At 70.5% G+C, this 21,356-nt stretch carries 17 protein-coding genes; 7 read left to right on the top strand and 10 right to left on the bottom strand.

What is annotated here, in order from left to right; genetic code table 11:
• Positions 1–18: 18 nt before the first annotated feature.
• The 3 genes from fabZ (at position 19) to ACBY01_RS01145 (ending at position 2,816) form a co-directional block, all read left to right on the top strand.
• On the top strand, positions 19–471 hold the full coding sequence (fabZ, locus tag ACBY01_RS01155; RefSeq protein WP_416458914.1) for a 3-hydroxyacyl-ACP dehydratase FabZ: 453 nt from the start codon (positions 19–21) through the stop codon (positions 469–471).
• Positions 472–588: 117 nt separating this feature from the next.
• Positions 589–819 (top strand): 50S ribosomal protein L31, encoded by a 231-nt coding sequence (gene rpmE / locus ACBY01_RS01150; RefSeq protein ID WP_416458913.1) that lies wholly within the window; start codon positions 589–591, stop codon positions 817–819.
• 107 nt (positions 820–926) lie between these two features.
• On the top strand, positions 927–2,816 hold the full coding sequence (locus tag ACBY01_RS01145; RefSeq protein ID WP_416458912.1) for an AsmA family protein: 1,890 nt from the start codon (positions 927–929) through the stop codon (positions 2,814–2,816).
• Here the strand turns inward: ACBY01_RS01145 and ACBY01_RS01140 are convergent.
• On the bottom strand, positions 2,813–4,303 hold the full coding sequence (locus ACBY01_RS01140) for an alginate export family protein (RefSeq protein ID WP_416458911.1): 1,491 nt from the start codon (positions 4,301–4,303) through the stop codon (positions 2,813–2,815). The genes ACBY01_RS01145 and ACBY01_RS01140 overlap by 4 nt on opposite strands.
• Before the next feature lie 56 nt (positions 4,304–4,359).
• Positions 4,360–5,697 carry a dicarboxylate/amino acid:cation symporter gene (locus ACBY01_RS01135; protein ID WP_416458910.1) on the bottom strand — a complete coding sequence of 446 codons (1,338 nt, stop codon included), beginning with the start codon at positions 5,695–5,697 and terminating at the stop codon, positions 4,360–4,362.
• 243 nt (positions 5,698–5,940) lie between these two features.
• Here ACBY01_RS01135 and ACBY01_RS01130 point away from each other — a divergent pair, with 243 nt between their 5' ends.
• The 3 genes from ACBY01_RS01130 (at position 5,941) to ACBY01_RS01120 (ending at position 9,993) form a co-directional block, all read left to right on the top strand.
• Complete coding sequence (locus tag ACBY01_RS01130; protein ID WP_416458909.1) at positions 5,941–7,683, top strand: sensor histidine kinase; 1,743 nt, start codon at positions 5,941–5,943, stop codon at positions 7,681–7,683.
• Entirely contained in the window at positions 7,680–8,984 is a 1,305-nt protein-coding gene (locus ACBY01_RS01125) for a sigma-54-dependent transcriptional regulator (protein WP_416458908.1), read from the top strand. The genes ACBY01_RS01130 and ACBY01_RS01125 overlap by 4 nt, the downstream gene beginning before the upstream one ends.
• Before the next feature lie 85 nt (positions 8,985–9,069).
• On the top strand, positions 9,070–9,993 hold the full coding sequence (locus ACBY01_RS01120) for a DUF808 domain-containing protein (RefSeq protein WP_416458907.1): 924 nt from the start codon (positions 9,070–9,072) through the stop codon (positions 9,991–9,993).
• Between the two features lie 18 nt (positions 9,994–10,011).
• Here the strand turns inward: ACBY01_RS01120 and ACBY01_RS01115 are convergent, their stop codons facing one another.
• From ACBY01_RS01115 to ACBY01_RS01105, 3 genes are read right to left on the bottom strand one after another with little or no spacing between them, the layout of a single operon-like run.
• Positions 10,012–11,493: an efflux transporter outer membrane subunit gene (locus tag ACBY01_RS01115; RefSeq protein ID WP_416458906.1), complete on the bottom strand. Its 1,482-nt coding sequence runs from the start codon at positions 11,491–11,493 to the stop codon at positions 10,012–10,014.
• 10 nt (positions 11,494–11,503) lie between these two features.
• Positions 11,504–13,063, bottom strand: a complete 1,560-nt coding sequence (locus ACBY01_RS01110) for an MDR family MFS transporter (protein ID WP_416458905.1) — start codon at positions 13,061–13,063, stop codon at positions 11,504–11,506.
• Positions 13,056–14,243 carry an HlyD family secretion protein gene (locus tag ACBY01_RS01105; RefSeq protein WP_416458904.1) on the bottom strand — a complete coding sequence of 396 codons (1,188 nt, stop codon included), beginning with the start codon at positions 14,241–14,243 and terminating at the stop codon, positions 13,056–13,058. The genes ACBY01_RS01110 and ACBY01_RS01105 overlap by 8 nt, the downstream gene beginning before the upstream one ends.
• Positions 14,244–14,335: 92 nt before the next feature.
• Between ACBY01_RS01105 and ACBY01_RS01100 the strand changes: the two genes are divergently transcribed.
• Positions 14,336–14,812 (top strand): MarR family winged helix-turn-helix transcriptional regulator, encoded by a 477-nt coding sequence (locus ACBY01_RS01100; RefSeq protein WP_416458903.1) that lies wholly within the window; start codon positions 14,336–14,338, stop codon positions 14,810–14,812.
• Between the two features lie 9 nt (positions 14,813–14,821).
• Here the strand turns inward: ACBY01_RS01100 and ACBY01_RS01095 are convergent, their stop codons facing one another.
• The 5 genes from ACBY01_RS01095 to ACBY01_RS01075 form a co-directional block, all read right to left on the bottom strand.
• Complete coding sequence (locus ACBY01_RS01095) at positions 14,822–16,447, bottom strand: mechanosensitive ion channel family protein (RefSeq protein WP_416458902.1); 1,626 nt, start codon at positions 16,445–16,447, stop codon at positions 14,822–14,824.
• Positions 16,448–16,518: 71 nt separating this feature from the next.
• On the bottom strand, positions 16,519–18,144 hold the full coding sequence (locus ACBY01_RS01090; RefSeq protein WP_416458901.1) for a phospholipase D family protein: 1,626 nt from the start codon (positions 18,142–18,144) through the stop codon (positions 16,519–16,521).
• A gap of 57 nt (positions 18,145–18,201) precedes the next feature.
• Entirely contained in the window at positions 18,202–19,446 is a 1,245-nt protein-coding gene (locus tag ACBY01_RS01085) for an adenosylmethionine--8-amino-7-oxononanoate transaminase (RefSeq protein ID WP_416458900.1), read from the bottom strand.
• Complete coding sequence (gene bioD / locus ACBY01_RS01080; RefSeq protein WP_416458899.1) at positions 19,443–20,060, bottom strand: dethiobiotin synthase; 618 nt, start codon at positions 20,058–20,060, stop codon at positions 19,443–19,445. Before bioD ends, ACBY01_RS01085 begins: the two co-directional genes overlap by 4 nt.
• Complete coding sequence (locus ACBY01_RS01075; RefSeq protein WP_416458898.1) at positions 20,057–21,181, bottom strand: 8-amino-7-oxononanoate synthase; 1,125 nt, start codon at positions 21,179–21,181, stop codon at positions 20,057–20,059. The genes bioD and ACBY01_RS01075 overlap by 4 nt, the downstream gene beginning before the upstream one ends.
• Positions 21,182–21,356: the final 175 nt, after the last annotated feature.

Genomic DNA, 21,356 nt, shown 5'->3' with positions numbered 1-21,356 from the left:
GTGGCGGCAGAGGGCGTCATGACCGAGCCGTACGACGTCAAGCGGGTCATGGCGGCACTGCCGCACCGCTATCCGATGCTGCTGGTCGACCGGGTCGAGGAACTCGTCCTCGACCAGCGCATCACTGCCGTTAAGGCGGTGTCGATCAACGAGGAGTTCTTCCAGGGGCACTTCCCCGGCCGGCCGATCATGCCGGGCGTGCTCCAGGTCGAAGCGCTGGCGCAGGCCGCCGGCGTCCTCGCGGTCGAGAGCCTCGGCCTCGCCGGCTCGGGCAAGCTGGTCTACTTCATGTCGATCGACGGCGTGAAGTTCCGCAAGCCCGTGGAGCCGGGCGTGCTGCTCAAGCTCGAGGTCGAATTCGTCCAGAAGCGTTCGCGCGTCTGCAAGTTCGCGGGCAAGGCGCTGCTCGATGGCGAAGTCGCGACCGAGTGCGAGTTCACCGCGATGATCGCGGACCCGCCCAAGGCATAACCTTTCCGGCACCTTCCGCACGATCGGCGGCGCGCTGCTTGCGGCGGGCCGCCCCTCCGTGTAGGGGCGCCCTTCGTTCCGGCTGGTCGGAAACCAGCCATTCACAGGAGCTCGACGATGAAGAAAGAAATCCACCCCGACTATCACACCATCAAGGTGCAGATGACCGACGGCACCGTGTTCGAAACCCGCTCCACCTGGGGCAAGGAAGGCGACACGATGCAGCTCGACATCGACCCGCTGGCGCACCCGGCGTGGACCGGCGGCAACCAGCGCCTGCTCGACGCCGGTGGCCAGGTCGCGCGCTTCAACAAGCGCTTCGGCGGCCTCACGCTCGGCAAGAAGTAAGCGACGGCGGGACACGGTCCCGCCTTCGGCTGCTACGACGCCCGTCCGCTTCCGAGCGGGCGGGCGTTCGGTTGTCCGGGCCACCGCGCTCGCCGATATCGTAACGGATGCGGAACCGCCGCCGTTCGGCGCGGTTCTGCTGTCCAATGACGCGCGCGGTTCCTCGCCGGCTCGCGATCGGTGCGACCGCGCTCACCGCCGGATCCGTGCTGCTCGTCGGAGCGCTCCCGGTGCAGTTCGCACGCGACCTCGTCGCCGATCGCCTCAGCGCCGACCTCGGCCGGCCGGTGACGATCGGCAGCCTCGGCCGCGCCGAGGTCTTCTCCTTCACCCCTACCATCCTCGTGCGCGACATTCGAATCCCGCAGGCGGCGTGGGCTGGATCGGGAACGCTGGCGTCGGTGCGGGAAGCGCGCGTACGCCTTCCCGTGCTGCCGCTGCTCGTCGGCCGGGTGTCGCCGCGGTCTATCGTGCTCGACGGCGGGCGGATCACGCTGGTTCGCGCCGCAGACGGCCGCGAGAGCTGGTCCAACGGCGCCGGGGGGAACGACAGCGGCGGCGGGGGGCTGCGGCTGGAGCAGCTCGAAGTCCGCGACACCCAGGTGACCTATCGCGACGCCAAGCAGGACCGCAGCATCACGCTTCGGGTGGAGGCGCGCCCGAACAGCGGGGTCATCGCCCGCGGGAAGGGGCGCATCCACGGCGCCGAGGTGGACGCGAGCCTCTGCGGCGCGGCGATCGTTCCGGGAAAGCCCTGGGCGTTCGCGGCGCTGCTCGACGGTCCGGCGCTCCGCTTCGAGGCCAAGGGGAGCATGGCGCACGCCTTCGACACCTCGGACATGCGGGCGCATGTCGAGACGCGGGCGGCGGACCTGCGGCTGGTCGATGCGATCATCGAGGCGGGATTGTTCGGCAGCCAGCCGGTGCGCCTGTCGGCCGACGTTCGCCACGTCGACGATCGCTGGGAGGTGCCGAAGATCGGCGGCACGATCGGTCGTTCGCGCTTCACCGGCAAGGTGACCGTGTCCGATGACGGCGATCGCAAGCGTCTCGACGGGGAGGTGACTGCCGCCCGCCTCGACTTCGACGATCTCTCCTCGGACGCCGGCCAGGCCGAGGCAGCGGCCAAGCGGAAGCGCATCGGTTCGCGATTGATCCCCGACAGCCGGATCGACCTGTCGAAGATGCAGCAGCTCGACGGCGAACTGCGCTTCCGCGTCGAGCGGCTGCTGTGGAAGTCGCCGACGCCGTTCCGTTCGGCGAGCGGTACGCTGACGCTGGATCACGGACGGCTGACGCTTTCGCCGGTAGAGGTCGCGCTGGTGCGCGGGCGGATGGGCGGGCGGTTGGTCGTCGACCAGCGCGACGGCGCGCGGGTGCCGACCTTCACCGCGGATCTCCGCGTCGATCGCAGCACGCTCAAGAGCTTCGTGCCCGACGCGCCGATGGACGGCGCGCTCACCGCGCGGGCGGAGTTGCGCGGCCCAGGCATCACGGTCCGCCAGGCGATCGCCCGTTCCGATGGCCAGGTCGGGATGGTAGCGCGCGACGGGGCGATCCCGGCGCGGCTCGCGTCGTTCCTGGGGCTGGATGTCGGGCGGGGGGCGCTGGCCGACGAAGCGAGCCAGGCGACCCTGCGCTGCGTCGTGATGCGGCTCGACGTCCACAACGGGCTCGGCCGCGCGAACCCCATCGTGATCGACACCTCACGCAGCCGCAGCGACGTCACCGGGACGGTGCGCTTCGGGCCCGAGACGCTGGCGATGCAGGTCGCCGGCGCCCCCAAGCACAAGAGCCTGCTGCGGCTCGAAACGCCGGTGCGCGTCGCGGGAACGATCAAGAGCCCGGAGATCGACATCCCGCCGCGCGTCAAGACCGTCGGCAACGTCTTCAAGATGCTGGGCCGCGCGATCGGCGGCAAGCAGGCGCCGCTGGCGCAGGATGCCGATTGCAATATCCTCGCAAAGCGCGCGCTTGCCGTCGGATCAACGCGTTAGAAGCGGAAGCTGACCCACCCGGCGAAGAAGTCCGAATCCGTATAGCCGGCGCGGGCGAGCACCGGGCCGGTGTCGAGATGCTCGTAGCGGCCGGTGAACGACAGCCGCGGCGAGACGCTGTACACCGCCTGCAGTCGGGCGACGTCGCCAATCTTGTGGCCGTCCGCCAGCTCGGTCCCGGCAAAACCGGTGCCGTTGGCGCGGTAGACACTGTCGCTCTCGCTGTCGCGCCAGCTGAACTGATATTCTGCCGTCACTCGCAGCTTCTTGAGCGGCGTCACCGTGACGTTCGGCGCGAGGGCAACGAGGTTGGTGGGGGTCAGCGACAGCTGGTAGCTGTAGTAGATGTTGTTGCCGTAGGGCGCCGCGGCGTTGTGCAGCGTGCCGTCGCCATAGGCGCCGCCGCCGCTGGCATAATCGGCGTGGAGGCCGATCCGCGGCGCCGTGCTGGCGGCACCCAGGCGATAGGTCTGGGCGAGAAACAGCTGCCACGCATCGATGTTGCGGTTGCCGAAGCTGCCGCCCTGATGGTTGACCGTCCAGTCCAGCGTCAGTCGATCGACATCGCCCCAGAAGTGCACGCCCTGATAGTGGCGCTCCTCGCGCGCGGTGACGCCCCCCCAGCTCGCCGCGTCGCTGCGCAGCCGCCAGAGGAAGGGATCGACGTAGAGCTTGCTCCCCTCGGCCACCGGCGGCAGCACGAACCCCGCGGTCACGCCGGAGAAGCGCCGCGTGTCGTCGACGCGATCGTCCCCGGTGCCTTCGGTGCCGTAGCGGGTGAACTTGAAGTCGAACACGTCGCCGCGCACCCGGCTGCCGCGCGCCCAGCCGCGGATGCCGTTGAGCACGAAGCGGATGGTGTTGTTGTCGCGCTGCGAGATCAGCAGGTTGGCACCGTCGGTGAACTCCTGGCGGCCGTAGCGGGCGCCCACCGCGACGTCGCCGATCGTGGCGTTTCCTTCGACGAACGCCTGCTGGACGATCAGGTCGTTGCGCAGCGTCGCGGCCGGGGTGCCGAGGTTTCGCCCGGCGATGCCGCCGTGGGCGACTTCGCCATAGGCGCGGAAGTGCGGGCCGACGTGCAGGTCGGCACCGGCAACGATGCGGTTGATGTCCTGCCGTTGCGCTGGGCTCTCGCGCAGGTTGGGGTTGGTGGTCTCGTTGACGCGCAGTCGCAGCTCGCCCGACAGCGTCAGGTAGACGTCGCCGTCGCTGTCGATCGGGAGATATTTGAGCCGGTCGAGCGGATCGTCGCGCTTGGCGGGATCGCGGTAGGCGCGCCAATCCTCGGCCCAGCGCGACAGGTTGTAGCCCGCCGTCGTGGGGCCGTCGCCGGCCGCGGCGGAGGGGTAGGCGGTGACGGTCGGCGTCGCCGGATTGCGGGTCTCCCCCGCCTCGACCGGCGCGACGCTGGTCTGTGCCTGGGCGGCGGTGGAGAGCAGGGCGAGGATGGCCGCGCAGGTCGCGTGCCGCAGCAACAGGGTCATGGGCGGAGTTCCGGAAAGCAGGAGAGGCGGGCGGAGCATGGGCCCCGCCCGGCGTGTCATTGGGCGGGGATGGCTTCGGGATCGACCTGGTCGACCCGCGGTGCCTCGCCACGCAGCGCCGCATCGAAACGCTCGCGGTCGAGCGCGCCTTCCCAGCGCGACACCACGACGGTGGCGACCGCGTTGCCGATGAAGTTGGTGAGGCTGCGGCACTCGCTCATGAAGCGATCGACGCCCAGGATCAGCGCCATGCCCGCGACCGGCACCGACGGCACGATGGACAGCGTTGCGGCGAGCGTGATGAAGCCCGCGCCGGTCACGCCTGCCGCGCCCTTCGACGAGAGCATCGCCACGCCCAGCAGCAACAACTGCTCGCCCAGCGACAGGTGCACGCCGGTCGCCTGCGCGATGAACAGCGCCGCCAGCGTCATGTAGATGTTGGTGCCGTCGAGGTTGAACGAGTAGCCGGTGGGGACGACCAGGCCGACGACCGACTTCGGGCAGCCGGCGCGCTCCATCTTCTCGATCAGCGCGGGCAGCGCGCTCTCGGACGACGACGTGCCGAGCACCAGCAGCAACTCGGTCTTGAGATAGCCGATCAGCCGCAGGATGGAGAAGCCGCACAGCCGTGCAACCAGGCCCAGCACGCCGACGACGAACAGGATCGAGGTCAGGTAGAAAGTGCCGACCAGCATCGCCAGGTTGGCGAGGGTGCCGACGCCATAGGCGCCGATGGTGAACGCCATCGCACCGAACGCACCGATCGGCGCCGCCTTCATCACCAGCGCGACCAGCTTGAAGAAGGCGGTCGAGAACTGGTTGAGCAGATCGAGGATGCCCTCGCCGCGCTCGCCGATCATCGCCAGGCTGACGCCGAACAGGATGGCGACGAACAGCACCTGCAGGATGTTGCCCTGCGTCATCGCCGAAAACACCGTGTCGGGGATGATGCCGACGAGGAAGCCGGTCAGCGTGCTCTCGTGTGCCTTGGCGGCATAGCCGGCGACCTTGGACGTATCGAGCGTCGACGGATCGATGTTGAGCCCGGCGCCCGGCTGGACGACGTTGGCGACGATCATCCCGACGATCAGCGCCAGGGTCGAGAAGAACAGGAAATAGGCAAAGGCCTTTCCGGCGACCCGTCCGACCGAGGCGAGGTCGCGCATCCCGGCGATGCCGGTGACGATGGTGAGGAAGATCACCGGCGCGATGACCATCTTCACCAGCTTGATGAAGGCGTCGCCGACCGGTTTGAGCGCCTCGCCCGTCTCCGGGTAGAAGTGGCCGAGCAGCACGCCCGCGAAGATCGCGATCAGCACCTGCACGTAGAGGTGCTTGTACCAGGGCTTGTGCACGACAGGCGGCGTTTCGCCCGGAGCCGTAAGTGGCAGCATGATCGACCTTTCATCCTCTTGCCGCGGCCGCATCTGCTGGTGCGGTCCACAGCCATGCGGAGTCGCACGAACCTTGATCCGCAACAAGGAAAGGCGGAACTGCCAATGAAGCGGCGCCAAGACAGGCGGTTACGGTCTGTAGTGACAATCTGACATCAATTACGCCGGGCTGGTTTATGGACAACCGAAACGGCCGTTGTGTCACTTCTTGCCCATTGGAGTGGCGGTCCGTAGATTTCGGGCATGGCTCACCGCTTCCGAACGTTCGGCTGGCTGCTCGCCGCGCTGCTTCTTCCGGCGCTCGCCGCGTGGGCGGTGGGGGCGGTGGCGCAGCGTCGTGCGTGGGAGCGGCTTCGCCACGACGCCGCCATCGCCGCGCAGCTCCGGCAGGCCTTGCTGACCAGCGAGCTGCAGCGCTTCCAGCTGCTGCCGCTCGCGCTGTCCGACGACGCACTGCTGCCCGCGGCGATGCGGCGCGACCCGGCCGCCTTGCGGGCGCTAGACGAGAAGCTGGAGGTGCTGGCGACGGAAGCCGGCGCGGCGACCATCTATGTGCTCGCCCCCGGCGGGGTCGCGATCGCGGCGAGCAACTGGCGGACGCGGGAGAGCTTCGTCGGCCAGGATTACGGCTTCCGGGACTATTACCGCGAGGCGGTCCGCCGGGGCGTCTACCGCCAGTTTGCGCTGGGGACGGTGAGCCGGACTCCTGGCCTCTACCTTTCGCGCCGGATCACGGGCGGCGGCGTGGTGGTCGTGAAGGTGGCTTTCGACGGACTCGAGCGCGGCTGGGCGCAGGCCGGCGGCATCACCTTCGTCACCGACCCGCGCGGGATCGTGCTCATCACCAGCCGGCCGGCCTGGCGCTTTGCGGCCGCCCGCCCGCTCGACGCGGCGGCGATCGCGCAGGAGCGAGCCGCGATGCAGCTCGATACCCAGACGCTGGCGCCGCTGCCGATCGCTGCGGCGCGTCCTCACGAGGCTTCGCTGGTGACGGTCGAGGGTGCCCGGATGCTGGCGACGACACTGCCACCGGGACGCGACGGCTGGGCGCTGTCGCTGCTGCTGCCGACGTCGGAGGTCGGGACGGAGACGCGCAGCGCGCAGCTGGCCGCCTGGTCTGCGGCGCTGATGCTGGTCGCGCTGGGCTGGATCCTGCGCGAGCGCGGCCGTCGTCGCGCGCAGGCGGCCGGCGTGGCCAAGGCGCGTGCTGCCGAACTCTCGGAGCTCGTCGAGCAGCGCACCGCCGCGCTCCGCCGCGAGATGGACGAGCGTGCAGAGACCGAGGCGCAGGCGGACGTGCTGCGCGAGGAACTGCGCCAGGCCAACCGCCTCGCAACGCTCGGCCAGGTCACCGCCAGCGTCGCACACGAGACGGCGCAGCCGATCGCCGCGATCCGCAACTATGCCCGCGCCGGCAAGACGTTGCTCGACCGCGGTCGGCTGGAGGAGGTCGGCGGCAACCTCTCGGCGATCGAGCGGCTGACCGACCGCGTCGGCGCGGTCACTGCCGAGCTCCGCGGCTTCGCGCGAAAGGGCAGCCACCCGGTGGCGCCGATGCCGCTTGCCGCCCCGGTCGACGGCGCGATGCTGATCCTGCGCGAACGGCTGTCGCGGGTCGCGCTGGCCCGGCCGGAGATCCCGTCGTCGCTACAGGTGCTGGGCGATCCGGTGCGGGTCGAACAGGTGCTCATCAACCTGCTCCAGAACGCGCTCGACGCCACCGCCGAGCAGGACGCGCCGACGATCGAAGTGGCGCTGACGATCGAGGAGACGCAGGTGCGGATCGACGTGCGCGACAACGGCCCCGGGGTCGATCCGGCCATCGCCGAGCGCATCTTTACCCCCTTCGTCACCAGCCGCCCCGCCGGGCTCGGGCTGGGGCTGGTCATCGCACAGGACATCATGATCGATATGGGCGGCAGCTTGCGACTGGTGCCGAGCGCGCGCGGCGCGTGGTTCGAAGTCGTGCTGAGGCGCGCGTCGTGAGCACGGATACCGTCGGTCTCGTCGCGCTCGTGGAGGACGACGCCGATCTTCGCGCCTCCATCGCGCAGGTGCTCGACCTCGCCGGCTACGATGTCCGAACCTTCGCTGCGGCCGAACCTGCGCTGCCGGCGATCACGGCCGAGTTCGCCGGCGTGGTGGTGAGCGACGTGCGCATGCCGCGGATGTCGGGGATCGAGCTGTTCCACCAGCTGCGGGCCCGCGACGCGATGCTGCCGGTGATCCTGATGACCGGCCACGGCGACGTGGACATGGCGGTCGATGCGCTCAAGCATGGGGCGTGGGATTTCCTCACCAAGCCGTTCGATCCCGACGCGCTGGTGGCGGCCGTCGGGCGTGCGGCGTCCTCGCGCAGCCTCGCGCTGGAGAACCGGTGGCTGCGAGCCCTGGTGGCGGCGCCGGAAGCATCGCCGCTGATCGGCCGCTCGCCCGCGATCGCGCGGCTGCGCGACACCATCGCCGCGCTCGCCAACGCCCCGATCGACGTGTTCGTGGAGGGCGAGACCGGCACCGGCAAGGAACTGGTCGCGCGGCTGCTCCATTCGAGCGGCGCCCGGGCGCGGCATCGCTTCGTCTCGGTTGCGTGCGCGGCGCTGCCCGACGCGCTGGTCGAAAGCGAGCTGGTCGGCGACGGCGGCGGCGAGGGGCGGGTGATCGCAGCGGATCGCGGCACGCTGCTGCTCGACGACGTCGACCGCGCGTCGCCGCTGCTCCAGGCGCGGCTGACCCAGATCGCCGAGGAGCGGCAGGTCCGCCCGGCCGGGGCGCGTGCGCCGATCCCGGTCGACGTCCGCATCGTCGCGACCGGCGGCGACGGGGCGGGGCCGGGGGCGATCGACCCCGCGCTGTTCTACCGCCTCGCCGGTGTCCAGCTGCGCGTGCCGCCGCTGCGCGAGCGGCTGGAGGACGTGCCCCTGCTGTTCGCGCATCTGCTCGACGCGGCGGCGGCGCGACTGCGCGTGCCGGCACCGCCGCTCACTGCCGAGGTCCGCCGCCACCTCGCCGAGCATCGCTGGCCCGGCAACGTGCGCGAGCTGGCGCATTTCGCCGATCGCTGCCTGATGGGCCTGGATGGTTCGAGCGATACCGAACCCTCGGCGGACGGGACGCTGCCCGAGCGCGTGGCGGCGTTCGAACGGCGGGTGATCTGCGACGTGCTCACCGAAACCCGGGGCGAGGTCGCCCGCGCGATCGAGCAGCTCGGGCTGCCGCGCAAGACCTTCTACTACAAGGTGCAGCGCCACGGCATCGACCTCGCCCGCTTCCGGCGAGCATCCGCTTGAGCCGCTTTTGCTCGGGCCAAGCATCCGCTTGAGCCGGTGGCCCTTCCGCGGCTAGGCACGGCTTCCTATTTCGACAGGTGAATCGATGCCCGGTGGACTGGTAGCCCTTCTCGACGATGTTGCCGGCCTCACCAAATTGGCGGCGGCCTCCCTCGACGACGTTGGCGCCGCTGCGGGCAAGGCGGGAACGAAGGCCATCGGCGTAGTGGTCGACGACGCCGCGGTGACGCCGCGCTACGTGACCGGCCTCACGCCCGAGCGCGAGCTGCCGATCATCGCCAAGATCGCGTTGGGGTCGGTCCGCAACAAGCTGTTGATCCTGCTTCCAGCCGCGCTGCTGCTGAGCGCCTTCGCCGATTGGGCGATCACGCCGCTGCTGATGCTCGGCGGCGCGTTCCTGTGCTTCGAGGGGGCCGAAAAGGTGCTCGGCGCCCTGAAGGGCGAGCATCACGAAGCGACGCCGGTGGACGAAGGCTTCGCCGACGCCGCTGCGCTGGAGAAGGCCAAGATCGGCGACGCGGTCCGCACCGATCTGATCCTGTCGGCCGAGATCATGGCGATCGCGCTGTCCGATGTCGCCGAGTCGCCGATCCTCACCCAGGCGCTGGTGCTGGCGGTGGTCGGGCTCGGCATCACCATCGGCGTCTATGGCGTGGTGGGGCTGATCGTGAAGCTCGACGACATCGGATTGCACCTCGCGCAGCGCCCGTCCGCCGGCGTGCGCGCGCTCGGCCGGGGCATGGTCAAGAGCATGCCGGTGATCATGCAGGTGCTGGCGGTGGTCGGCACCGCGGCGATGCTGTGGGTCGGCGGCGGCATCCTGCTGCACGGCGCCGAGGTCCTGGGCTTCGCCGCGCCCGCGCACTTCGTCCATCACCTGGCCGAGGCCGGGCACCACCTGCCGCTCGGCGGGGTCGTGAGCTGGGCGATCGGCGCGCTGCTGTCGGGCGTGCTCGGCGTCGCAATCGGCGCGGTGATCGCCACCGCGCTCCACAAGATCCGCCACTGAGCAGGCGCGGCCCGCCGATCAGCGGGCCGGCGTCGCCGCGGTAGACCAGCCGAGCCCCAGCGCCTTCTGCAAGGCGACATAGTCGGTGGTGAGGCCGGCGGTGGCGACCGACAGCTGCTGCTCGGCAGAGACACGCTGGCGCTCGACGTCGAGCGTGTCGATCAGCGTCGCCGCACCCGCGCGGAAGCGCTGCTGCATCAGCGCGGACGAGCGATCGGCAGACGCCTTCGCGCGCACCAGGCTGGCGAGCGTCTGCCGGCGGGCGCCGAAGCGGGCGAGCGCATCCTCCGCGTCGCGCAGCGCGCCGAGCACCGCCTGGCGATAGTTCGCCTCCGCCTCGTCGCGTTCGCCCTGCGCCTGTTCGACGCGGGCGCGGCCGCGGCCGAAGTCGAGGAAGTTCCAGCGCAGCATCGGCGTCGCCAGCGCGACTAGATTGTCCGGGTCCACCACCGCGTCGATCGAGGTGCCGCCGAGCCCGAGCATGCCCATCAGGCTGAGGCTGGGGAAGCGCGCCGCTTCCGCGGCACCGATACGGGCGGTCCGCGACGCCAGCTGGCGCTCGGCCGCGCGGATGTCCGGCCGGCGCTGGAGCAGCGCGGCGGGATCACCCACCGCGACCTGCGCCGGCACCAGCGGCACCGGGGCGGGCGGCTGGAGCTCGGCATCGAGCGCCCCGGGCGCCTCGCCGACCAGCACCGCCAGTGCGTTGAGGTAGCTCGCCACCTCGGCATTGAGCGGCACCAGCTCGGCGTCGGTATTCTCGACCTGCAGGCGCAGCCGCTCGACGTCGAGGGCCGAGACGGTGCCCTGCGCATAGCGCTGCTCGGTGAGCGCCAGGATGCGCCGCTGCATCTCCGACGAGCGCTGCGACAGCGCGACGCGGGCCTGACGGTCGCGCAACGCGACATAGGCCTGAGCGACTTCGGCGGTGAGCTGGACCTGCGCGTCGGCGAGGCTCGCCTCCGCCCCCTCGGCGGCGGCGCGCGCCGCCTCGATGGTGCGGTGCTGGCGGCCGAACAGGTCGACCTCCCAGCTCGCGTCGAACCCCAGGTTGAAGAAATCGACCCCGGTGCCGCCGCCGTCCCCGCCGCCGCTCTGCTCGCCGCCGCCGTCGCCACCCTCTTCGGAGCCACCGGTCAGCGAGCCGAGATCGATGCCGGGCAGCTCCGCGTGGAGATAGCTGCCGCTGGCGTTGGCGCTCGGCAGCCGGTTGGCGCGCTCTAGCCGCAGCGCGCTGCGCGCCTGGCGGACCCGCGCCTGCGCGACCGCGATCGACGGATTGGCCGCGAGCGCACGCTGCTCGAGCGAGTCGAGCCGCGCATCGCCGAGCGTCGTCCACCAGTCGGCGACGCTGGGCGCGACCGGCAGCGCGGCGTCGCCGGCGCGGACGAACCCCGCGCCAGGTCGGGTCGAGAGCGTCGCCGGCGGGCCCGCGTAGTCGGGGCCCATCGTGCAGGCCGCAAGCGACAGGGGAAGGGCGAGGAGGGGCAGGGTGCGCATCAGCGAGCCTCTAGTGACCGGCGGCAAGGGAGACGTCCTTGGGAAGCGGACGGAGGAACAGGACCAGCGGCAGCACGCACAGGATGCCGACCGCCAGCAGCCAGAACAGGTCGTTGTAGGTCATGACGAAAGCGTCGCGCTGGATCGTCTGCGCGACCAGCCGCAGGGCCAGGTCCGGGCCGCCCAGCGCCTGTCCCAGCCCGGCGAGGTAGCTCTGCACGTCGACCGAGTTGGCGCGGAACGTCTCTTCGATCCGGCGCATGTGGAAATAGCTGCGCTGGTCCTGGAGCGTCGCGATTGCGGCGAGCGCCAGCGACCCGCCGATGTTGCGCGCGGCGTTGAAGATGCCCGCTGCGTCGCCGGCGTATCTCGGCGCGACCGACGACACCGCCGCCTGGTTCAGGAACAGAAAGCCCAGGATCGTGCCGACCCCGCGCAGCAGCTGCGAGTCGACGAACGCGCCGCCGGTGGATTGCGCGGTGAGCTCGGTGTCGATCCAGCAGCTCGTCGCCAGAATCGCGAGCCCCGCCGCCACCGCGATACGGATGTCGACGTGCCGGATGAGCAGCGGCGTGAACGGCATCAGGAGCAGGCTCGGGATGCCCGACAGCAGCACGACCTTGCCCGCCTGCAGCGCGTTATAGTCGGCGACCGTCGCGAGGAACTGCGGGATGACGTAGGAGGTGCCATAGATCACCATCCCGATCACAACGCCCATCAGCGCAACGCTGCCGAACTGGCGATCGAGCAGCAGCCGCAGCCGGATCACCGGACGGTGGGAGAAGAACTGGCCGGCGAACAGCAGGCCGAAGCCGAAGACCGAGAGCGCGGTGAGCTGGAGGATCTCGCTCGACTGGAACCACTGCTCGCGCTGTCCTTCCTCCAGCACGACCGTCATGCCGCCGAGCCCGAGTGCGAGCCCGGCGATGCCGAACCAGTCGGCGCGCAGCAGGTCGCTCAGCTGCGCCTTCTGGTGCGGCAGCCCGATCAGCAGCAGCGTGATCAGCAGCGCGCCCACCGGCAGGTTGAGGAAGAAGGCATAGTGCCAGCTGATGCTCTCCGTCAGCCACCCGCCGATCAGCGGTCCGAGCACCGGCCCCAAGATGGCGGTGACGCCGAACATCGCGGTACCGATCGGCTGCTGGTGCGGCGGCAGGCGCGTCGCGATGATCGTCATCGCGGTCGGGATCAGCGCGCCCCCGGTGATGCCCTGGCCCGCGCGGCCGATGATCATCATCGTGAGGTTGGTCGAGATGCCGCACAGCATCGAGAAGGCGGTGAACAGCGTCGCCGCGATCAGCAGCAGCGTGCGCAGGCCGAGCACCCGCTCCAGCCAGGCCGACAGTGGGATGATGATGATCTCGGCGACGAGATAGGAGGTCGCGATCCAGGTCCCCTCGGTGCCGCTGGCGCCGATCTCGCCCTGGATCGTCGGCAGCGCCGAATTGACGATGGAGATGTCCAGCGTCGCCATCAGCGCGCCGAGGCTGCCGGCGAACACCGCCAGCCATGCGGCCGTATCGGCTTTCGCCGGTCGCCCGCCGCCGTTCCCGGCGCTGGCCTCAGTCATGGCCCCGCTGCTCGTTGTAGCGCTCCTGCTCCTGCCGGATCCGCTCGCGCGCGTCGCGGGCGCCGCGGGTGTCGACGGTCGGGCTGACCGACATGCCCGGCACCAGCAGCTTGAGCGTCTCCGGGCCCGCGTCGATGGCGATGCGCACCGGCACGCGCTGGACGATCTTGGTGAAGTTGCCCGTCGCGTTCTGCGGCGGCAGCACCGAGAATTGCGCGCCGGTTCCCGGCGACACGCTCTCCACCCGGCCGTGGATCTCGACCCCCGGCAGTGCATCGACCTCCAGCTCGACCGGCTGGCCAACGCGCATCAGCCCGAGCTGAGTCTCCTTGAAGTTCGCCTCCACATAGAGCTGCGTCGTCGGGACGATCGACATGGTGCGGGTGGCCGGCTGGAGATACTGGCCGACGCGCACCGTCTTGTCGCCGATGCGGCCGGCGATGCTGGCGCGGATCAGCGTCGAGCCGACGTCGCTCTGCGCGGTTGCGAGCTGGGCCTCGGCGCCCTTGCCTTGCGCCAGCGCCTGATCGACCTGCGCCTCCAGCGTGCCGACACGGCGGCGTGCGCTGGTCACCGCCGCATTGGCGCTCGCCACCTGAGCGTTCGCCTGCCGCGCTTCGTTCTCCAGCTGCGCTAGCCGCTCGCGGCTCTCGGCGCCGCTCGCGGCGAGCGGGCGGTAGCGGGCGACCTCTGCATTGGCGAAGGCGGCACGGCTGCGCGCGGTGGCGAGTTCGGCCTCCGCCCGCGTGATCGCCGCCTGCTGCTCGCGGATCTGGGCGCGCACCCCCTCGGCATTGGCCTGGGCGACGGCGATCTGCGCGCGATACTGCTCGGCCCGCGCGCGATAGTCGCCCGGATCGATCTGCAGCAGCGGCTGGCCCACGCGGACCTGCTGGTTGTCGGCGACGAACACGCGCTCGACATAGCCCGCCACCTTGGGCGACACGACGACCGCATCCGCCTGAACATAGGCGTCGTCGGTGGTCTGCATGTAGCGGCCGGTGTTGCGGTAATGAATGAACCACAGCAACCCGCCGACCAGGATGATCGCGCCGACGACGATCAGGACGATGCGGATCGTCCTTTTCCTGGCGGGCGACATCGGCTTGGAGCCGTTCTTCTCCTCCTCGCGCTCCGCGTCTTGCTGCTCGTCGGTCGGCTGCTCGGGTCGATCGGCCATATACCTGCCTTCGATATTCGGTGTTTGCGGCGCCACTGCTCGCACTTGCAGCGTAATGCAAGGCAAATTAGGAGGGCCCTCACCAAATGCCCGTGACAGAGAGCCTCCTCAACGACTTCGGTCGCCTGTTCCTTCGCCTGCGCCGCATCGCCGATGCGGAGCTGGCGCGGGAAGGGGCGTCGCTCGCCCGCATGAAGCTGCTGATGTACGTCCAGAGCCAGCATCCCAGCGTGCGGGCGGCCGACATCGCCAGCTATTTCGGCCATTCGCCGCGCACGGTGAGCGAGGCGATTGAGGGGTTGGAACGCGACGGGATGATCCGCCGCACGCCGGACCCGAGCGACGGCCGGGTCAAGCGGATCGCGCTGACGCCGGCGGGCGAAGCGGTGATCGCGTCTGCCGAACCGCTGCGGACCCGGCTCAACGAAGCGATTTTCGGCGTGCTCGCGCCGGAGGATCGCCAGCGGCTGCGCGAAACGCTCGCGCAGCTGGATGCGGCCGCCGACGCGCTGGAGCAGCAGGGCGGCCTGGGCGCCGAGCCACCGCCGCCCGGGGACGGCGGCGGCTGACGCAGTCGCTCAGTCGAGCGAGTCCTCGCGCATCGGCTGGCGCGCGATGGTCAGCGGATCGGCGGTGACGTGCAGCGTGCGGGTGGGGAAGGCGATCCCCAGGCCGGCCGCCTCCAGCCGCTCCATGATGGTGAGCATCAGCTCCTGCCGGATGCCCAGCGACTCCACGAAGTCCGACGCGAGGATGTAGGAGAACACCTCCACGTCGAGCGAGCTTTCCCCGAAGGTCGTGAACCGGGCGCGCGCGCCCTCGTGGTCGATCGCGGCGTGTTCCTTCAGCGTCCCTTCGATGATCGCCACGCCTTCGCGCATCTTGTCGGCCGAGATGCCGTATTCCAGGCCGATCACCGGGTTGAACAGGAAGCGATCGCGCTTGGAGTAGTTCTCGATCTGCAGCGACGAGAAGGCGCCGTTGGGGATGGTGACGACGGTGCGGTCATTCGTGCGGATGCGGGTGGAGCGCATGCCGACGTCCTCGACGGTGCCGAGCACGTCGCCGACCTTGCAGAAGTCGCCGACCTGCACGGGCCGGTCGACGATGACGGTGACGCTGCCGACGAGGTTCTCGATCGTCTTCTGTGCGCCCAGCGCCAGCGCGATACCGCCGATGCCGAGGGCGGCGATGCCGGTGGTGACGTCGATGCCCAGCGTATCGAGGATCGCCACGATCACGAACGCCAGCAGCAGCACCTTGGCCGAGCGGCGCAGCAGCGTGATCACCGACACCGCCTGGCGCCGCTGCGAACGCTGCATCCGCGCGATGATCAGCCGGCTGATCGAGTCGACCAGACGCAGGGCGAACCACGCCAGCGCGATCCACAGGACGATCGCGGCGTAGCGCAGCAGCGTCTGTCGCGCGACGATCGAGACCGGCAGGGCGTCGGCGTAGACGTAGAAGCCGATGACCGCGAGGAACAGGCTGAGCGGCGGCAGCGCGGCGTGCGAGAAACGATAGGTCGGGCTCTGCTCGGGGTCGCGCACCACGCGTCCGATCGCGAAGAGCGCCATTGCGGCGAGCACCCGCAGCGCGACGAAGCTCGCCGCGGCAAGCCCCAGCAGCAGAGCCCAGTCGAGCACCGGCGCGCCGGCGATGTTGGTCGCGGCGATGCCGCCTTGCTCGGTGGCCTCTTCTGGTGCGGGGGCGTGGGCGCGCAGCAGCTTGATCGTCTGGCTGGAGATCCGCCACAGCTGCTTGCCCTCGTCGCCTTCGCCTCGGACGAGCAGGATCGGTTCGTCCTGATCGTCCAGTCGGAGCGTGCCGACCTGCTCCTGCTCGGGCGGCAGGCTGTCGTCGATGCGGCCGGTCGCCTCGTTGGAGAGGCCGGCGAACGGGATCAGCGATCCGCCCGCGTCGAGCGCGGCCTGCAGGCGCTTGGCGAGATCGCCGGCCGCCTGAGCGGCCCGCGGCGAGCTCGGCGGCGCGAGGTCGAAATAGTTGGCCGCGCGGGTATAGTCCTGCTCGCCGAGTGCCTGGACGAGACCGGTCACCGCCGAGCGGGGGGTTTCCCGGCCGTAGGTGTCGGCGAGGACGGCGGGCGCCGCCTCGTTTCCGGCGGCCGCGTCCTGCGCCTGCGCGGGCGCGACCACCGCCATCGTCAGCAATATCGCCGTCAGAATCCGTTTCACTGCCCGCATCGACAACCCTTTTTCGTCATCCCGGACCGGGACTTAACGTGCGATGCCCCGCGGGAACACCCTCAGCGCGGTCAGAGGAGCCACTCGATCGGCAGCTTGGCCACGGCCGCCAGCGAGAGCCGAGGGAGCAGCCCCATGCCCGGCTCCTCGCGGTGGATGCACTCGCCGCTGCCGTCGCGCTCGACCCATTCGAGGTCGCCGTCGGCATCGAGCCGAACCTCATAGGCGAGGTCGACCACTTGTTCGGCGAACATGTCGGCGACCTGCGCCGCGAGCGACGGGCTTTCGATGAGGAAGCCGAGCTCGGTGTTGAGCGCGATCGAGCGCGGGTCGAGGTTGAACGAGCCGATGAACAGCCGCTCGCGATCTACCGTGAACGTCTTGGCGTGGAGCGTCGACGCGCCCGAGCGAAGCGCCGCGGTCGAGCCGGTGCCCGAACCGCGGAAGTTGCTCGCGACACCCAGCCGCACGCCGCGGCGGCGCTCGCGCCGCTGCTCGCGGCCGCGGCGGGGTACGTCGCGCGCATCGCGGCGCATCTCGAACAGCCGCACGCCCGCCTCCAGCAACGGCTTGCGATACGGCGCGTAGCCGGCGTGGACGATGCCGACGTCGGTCGCCTCATAGGCGTTGGTGAGGACCGACACCGACACGCCGTCGCGCGCCAGCCCGCCGAACTGCGCGCAGCCGCGGCGCCCCGGCACGAAGTAGCTGGAGATCAGCCCGAGTTCGCGATCGGGACGTCCGAGCGCCTCCTGGAGCTTGCCGGCGAGCAGCGACTGCTCGTGCGCCTTGCCCAGCGCCTTGGCCGGATCGTCGCTGATCATGCGGATCTGGGTCCATTCGAGCGGCAGCTGCCCCTCGATCAGCTGATGGACCAGCGGCAGCTTGCGAAGCGCCTGAACATATCGCTTGGCCGAGGGATCGCGCTCGACGATCGACGCCCGCCGGTGCAGGCGCCGCCGCTGGCGCTCGCGGACGATCGGCAGGATGGCGGAGGCGGGATAGGCGGAGCCGCACGACCAGTAGCGGTCGAAATCGGCGGAGACGTCGGCGACGATCGGGCCGATCGCCAGCGCGTCGAGATCGGCGAACAGCCCACCGTCGGCCGCGCCGAAATACTCGTCGCCGATGTTGCGCCCGCCGACGATGGTGACGCTATTGTCGGCGGTGAAGCTCTTGTTGTGCATCCGCCGGTTGAGGCGGTGGAAGTCGGTCAGATAGCCGATCGGCTTGGGCCAGCGGATGCGGAAGGGATTGAACAGCCGAACTTCGATGTTGGGATGCGCGTCGAGCGCGGCGAGCACCGCGTCCAGGCCGGAAATGCCGTTGTCGTCGAGCAACAGCCGCACGCGCACGCCGCGCTCGGCGGCGGCATGCACCGCCTCCAGCAGCAGCGTGCCCGAGCGGTCGCCGTGCCAGATGTAATATTGCAGGTCGAGGCTGCGCTCGGCGGCGCGGGCCAGGGCGGCGCGCGCAGCGAACGCCTCGTGCGCGTCGGCGAGCAGTTGCACGCCGGACAGGCCGGGATGCGCGGCGCTCTCGCGGGCGGCGCCGCGACCCAGCGGGGTTTCGCCGCCGTCGGGGATCACCCGCGATTGCGGTCGGTCGCAGTTGGCGGGCAGCCGAGTGAGCCACCACAGGCCGAGAGTCGCCGCCGCAGCCCCCGCGGCGATCCACGCGCGCTTGTTCCTGCTCATCACCGCGGCCCTCCCGGATACGGGGAAGCCAACGGTTTCGCGCTCCAGACGATCCGCTCAGTCAAGGTCGCAGGCTTCGGCGATGGCGGCATAGACGCGGTCGAGGTCCGCCTCCTCGATGCTATAAGGCGGCATGACGTAGACGGTGTTGCCGAGCGGGCGGAGCAGCAGGTCGCGGTCGCGGAAATGCGCCAGCAGCCGCGGTGCGAGCGTCGAGAGGTAGCCGTCGACGCCGCCGATCTCCAGCGCGGCGATCGTGCCGAGCCGCCGGGCGTTGCGCACGCGCGGGTGTGTGGCAAGCGCGTCGAGCCGCGCCTGCTGGCGTTGCCCGAGCGTCGCGATCCCCTCGCGCACCGGCTCGTCGCGCCAGATCGCCAGATTGGCGTTGGCGGCCGCGCAGGCGATCGGGTTGGCGGTGTAGCTCGACGAATGGAAGAACATGCGCTCGCGCTCGGGCCCGTAATGCGCGGCAAAGATCGGCTCGCTCGCCATCGTCACCGCCAGCGGGATCGCGCCACCGGTGAGCCCCTTCGACAGGCACAGGATGTCGGGCACAACGTCTGCGTGCTCGCAGGCCAGCAGCGTGCCGGTGCGGCCCCAGCCGGTCATCACCTCGTCCGCAAGGAACAGCACGCCGTGGCGCGCGCAGATCGCCCGCATCTCGCGCAGCACATGCGCCGAGTAGAAGTGCATGCCGCCCGCGCCGAGCGCGAGCGGCTCGACCAGAAACGCGGCGGCCCCGGCGGCGCAGGCCTGCTCCAGCGCGTCGAGGGTCGCCTGCTCGCGACCGGCGACGGGGAAGGGGATGGTGCCGACGTCGAACAGCAGCGGCTCGTACGCACGGTTGAACACGCCGCGCGCGCCGACCGACATCGCCCCGATCGTGTCGCCGTGATAGCCGTGTTCGAGCACCAGGATGCGGTGCCGCGCCGGATCGTGCGCGCGCCAATAGCCGAGCGCCATCTTGATCGCGACCTCGACGCTGGTCGAGCCGGAGTCGGAGAAGAACACCCGCGTCAGTTCGGCCGGCATCAGTGCGCGCAGGCCGCGGGCGAGGTCCTCGGCCGGCTGGTGGGTCCAGCCGGCGAAGATAATCTGGTCGAGCGTCTCCGCCTGCTCGCGGATCGCCGCGACGATGCGCGGGTGCGAATGCCCGTGGGTGGTCACCCACCAGGAGGAGATCGCATCGACGATCCGGCGGCCGTCCGAGGTGTGGAGGATGGCGCCTTCGGCACGGTTGACGAGCGGGATCGGCTCGCCGAGGCCGTGCTGGGTGAAGGGGTGCCAGACGGGAGAGGTCACGCGAAATCCTCGAGATCGAAATGGGTGTGGAAGGCCGCGGCGAGCGTCTCCGCGTCGAGCGGATCGAGCCGCGGCAGCCGGCCGAGCCGGCGGACGCATCCGAGTTCGGCGACGATCGCCTCGCTGTCCTCGACGGCATCGCCGACGAAGGCGACGCCGAGGATCGGCACGCCGCGTGCCCGCAGCGCCTCGATCGAGAGTAGGCTGTGGTTGATCGTGCCGAGGCCGGTGCGCGCGACCAACACCACCGGCAGATCCCAGCGCGCGAACAGATCGGCGAACAGCAGCGTGCGGGTGACGGGCACCAGCACGCCGCCGGCGCCCTCGATCACCAGCGGCCCTTCGCCGGACGGCGGCGTCAAGAGGTCCGGGTCGATCGTCACGCCATCGATTTCCGCCGCCAGATGCGGCGAGCAGGGCGTGGCGAGGCGATAGGCCTCGGGAAGGATGTGCTCGGCCGGCACGCCGAGCGCCGCGACCCGTGCCGCATCGGTGCCGTCGGCAAGTCCGGACTGGACCGGCTTCCAGTAGCGCGCGCCCAGCGCGGCGGCGAGACCGGCGGCGAAGACGGTCTTGCCGATGTCGGTATCGGTGCCGGTCACGACGATGCTCATGCGAGCACCTCGTGCAGCAGCGTTGCCAGCCGGTCGACGTCGGCCGCGGTCGCGTTGAGCGTCAGCGAGATCCGCAACCGCGACGTACCGCGCGGGACGGTCGGCGGGCGGATCCCGCGCACATCGAAGCCCGCCGCCTGCACGGCGTCGGCCACGCGCATCGTCTCCGCGTCGTCGCCGATCACCAGCGGAAGGATCTGCGATCCCGTCGCCCGAACGCCGACCGGCGCCAGCGCCTGCTCGGCATGAGCGAGCAGCGCGTGGAGCCGTTGGCGCCGCTCTGGCTCGTCGGCAAGGATCCGCAGGCTCTCACGCACCGCGCGCGCCATCAGCGGGGAAGGGGCGGTGGAGAAGATGAAGCCGCGGCCGCGGTTGACCAGAAAGTCGTGCACGACCTGCGGCCCGCAGATCAGCGCGCCCTCGCATCCCAACGCCTTGCCGCAGGTGCGCAGCGTCACGACGTTGTCGCGTCTGTCGAGCGCCTCGGCGAGCCCGCGCCCGTCGTGGCCGAACACGCCCGTCGCGTGCGCCTCGTCGATCAGCAGGATCGCGTCGTGGCGGTCGGCGATGGCGGCCAGCTCGGCAAGCGGGGCGCGGTCGCCGTCCATGCTGTAGAGGCTCTCAACCGCGATCCACGGCGTTCCGGTGCCGCCCTTGCTGCGCCAGCGGCGGATCGCATCCTCGAACGCGCCCGCATCGTTGTGGGCGGCGGCAAGGCAGGTCGCGCGGCCGAGCCGCATGCCCTCATGGGCGCTGGCGTGGATCAGCGCGTCGTACACCACGAGGTCGCCGCGCTGGGGCAGGGTCGCGAACAGCGCTGCATTGGCGGCAAAGCCGCTGGAGAAGAACAGCGCCGCCTCGCTGCCGAAGAAGGCGGCAGCCGCCGCCTCCAGCGCCTCATGCTCGTCGCCGTTGCCGCGCAGCAGCCGCGACCCGCCCGAACCGACCGCGACACCCTCGGCGAGCGCCGCCGCGACGGCATCGCGCAGCCGCGGCGCCGAGGCGAGCGCCAGATAATCGTTGGAGGCGAAGTCGACGCCGCGGCGCGGCTGAAGCCGGCGGGCGCGGTGCTGCTCCGCCAGCTGCGCCAGATCGGCGCGATGGGCTTCGAAACTCGGCATGGCGGGGGCTGTAGCGGCATCGCGCGACGATGCCGACCCCCGCCATGCGCAAGCCTCAAGTCCGATCGACACTCAGCTCAGGCACACACTCCCTATCCGTTCGCCTCGAGTAGCTGTCGAGCTTGTCGAGACGGCGTATCGAGAGGTCGCTCGCGTAGGCTCTCTCGATACGGGC

Source organism: Sphingomonas mangrovi (genome assembly GCF_047975845.1).
Lineage (GTDB): Bacteria > Pseudomonadota > Alphaproteobacteria > Sphingomonadales > Sphingomonadaceae > Sphingomonas.
This window is presented reverse-complemented; position numbering and strand designations above follow the sequence as displayed.

What these genes read in the sequence shown, in the direction of transcription:
- fabZ (WP_416458914.1), top strand. Translation starts at nt 19, where the DNA reads ATGACCGAGCCGTACGACGTCAAGCGGGTCATGGCGGCACTGCCGCAC.
- rpmE (WP_416458913.1), top strand. Translation starts at nt 589, where the DNA reads ATGAAGAAAGAAATCCACCCCGACTATCACACCATCAAGGTGCAGATG.
- ACBY01_RS01145 (WP_416458912.1), top strand. Translation starts at nt 927, where the DNA reads ATGCGGAACCGCCGCCGTTCGGCGCGGTTCTGCTGTCCAATGACGCGC.
- ACBY01_RS01140 (WP_416458911.1), bottom strand. Translation starts at nt 4,303, where the DNA reads ATGACCCTGTTGCTGCGGCACGCGACCTGCGCGGCCATCCTCGCCCTG.
- ACBY01_RS01135 (WP_416458910.1), bottom strand. Translation starts at nt 5,697, where the DNA reads ATGCTGCCACTTACGGCTCCGGGCGAAACGCCGCCTGTCGTGCACAAG.
- ACBY01_RS01130 (WP_416458909.1), top strand. Translation starts at nt 5,941, where the DNA reads ATGGCTCACCGCTTCCGAACGTTCGGCTGGCTGCTCGCCGCGCTGCTT.
- ACBY01_RS01120 (WP_416458907.1), top strand. Translation starts at nt 9,070, where the DNA reads ATGCCCGGTGGACTGGTAGCCCTTCTCGACGATGTTGCCGGCCTCACC.
- ACBY01_RS01115 (WP_416458906.1), bottom strand. Translation starts at nt 11,493, where the DNA reads ATGCGCACCCTGCCCCTCCTCGCCCTTCCCCTGTCGCTTGCGGCCTGC.
- ACBY01_RS01110 (WP_416458905.1), bottom strand. Translation starts at nt 13,063, where the DNA reads ATGACTGAGGCCAGCGCCGGGAACGGCGGCGGGCGACCGGCGAAAGCC.
- ACBY01_RS01105 (WP_416458904.1), bottom strand. Translation starts at nt 14,243, where the DNA reads ATGGCCGATCGACCCGAGCAGCCGACCGACGAGCAGCAAGACGCGGAG.
- ACBY01_RS01095 (WP_416458902.1), bottom strand. Translation starts at nt 16,447, where the DNA reads ATGCGGGCAGTGAAACGGATTCTGACGGCGATATTGCTGACGATGGCG.
- ACBY01_RS01090 (WP_416458901.1), bottom strand. Translation starts at nt 18,144, where the DNA reads ATGAGCAGGAACAAGCGCGCGTGGATCGCCGCGGGGGCTGCGGCGGCG.
- bioD (WP_416458899.1), bottom strand. Translation starts at nt 20,060, where the DNA reads ATGAGCATCGTCGTGACCGGCACCGATACCGACATCGGCAAGACCGTC.
- ACBY01_RS01075 (WP_416458898.1), bottom strand. Translation starts at nt 21,181, where the DNA reads ATGCCGAGTTTCGAAGCCCATCGCGCCGATCTGGCGCAGCTGGCGGAG.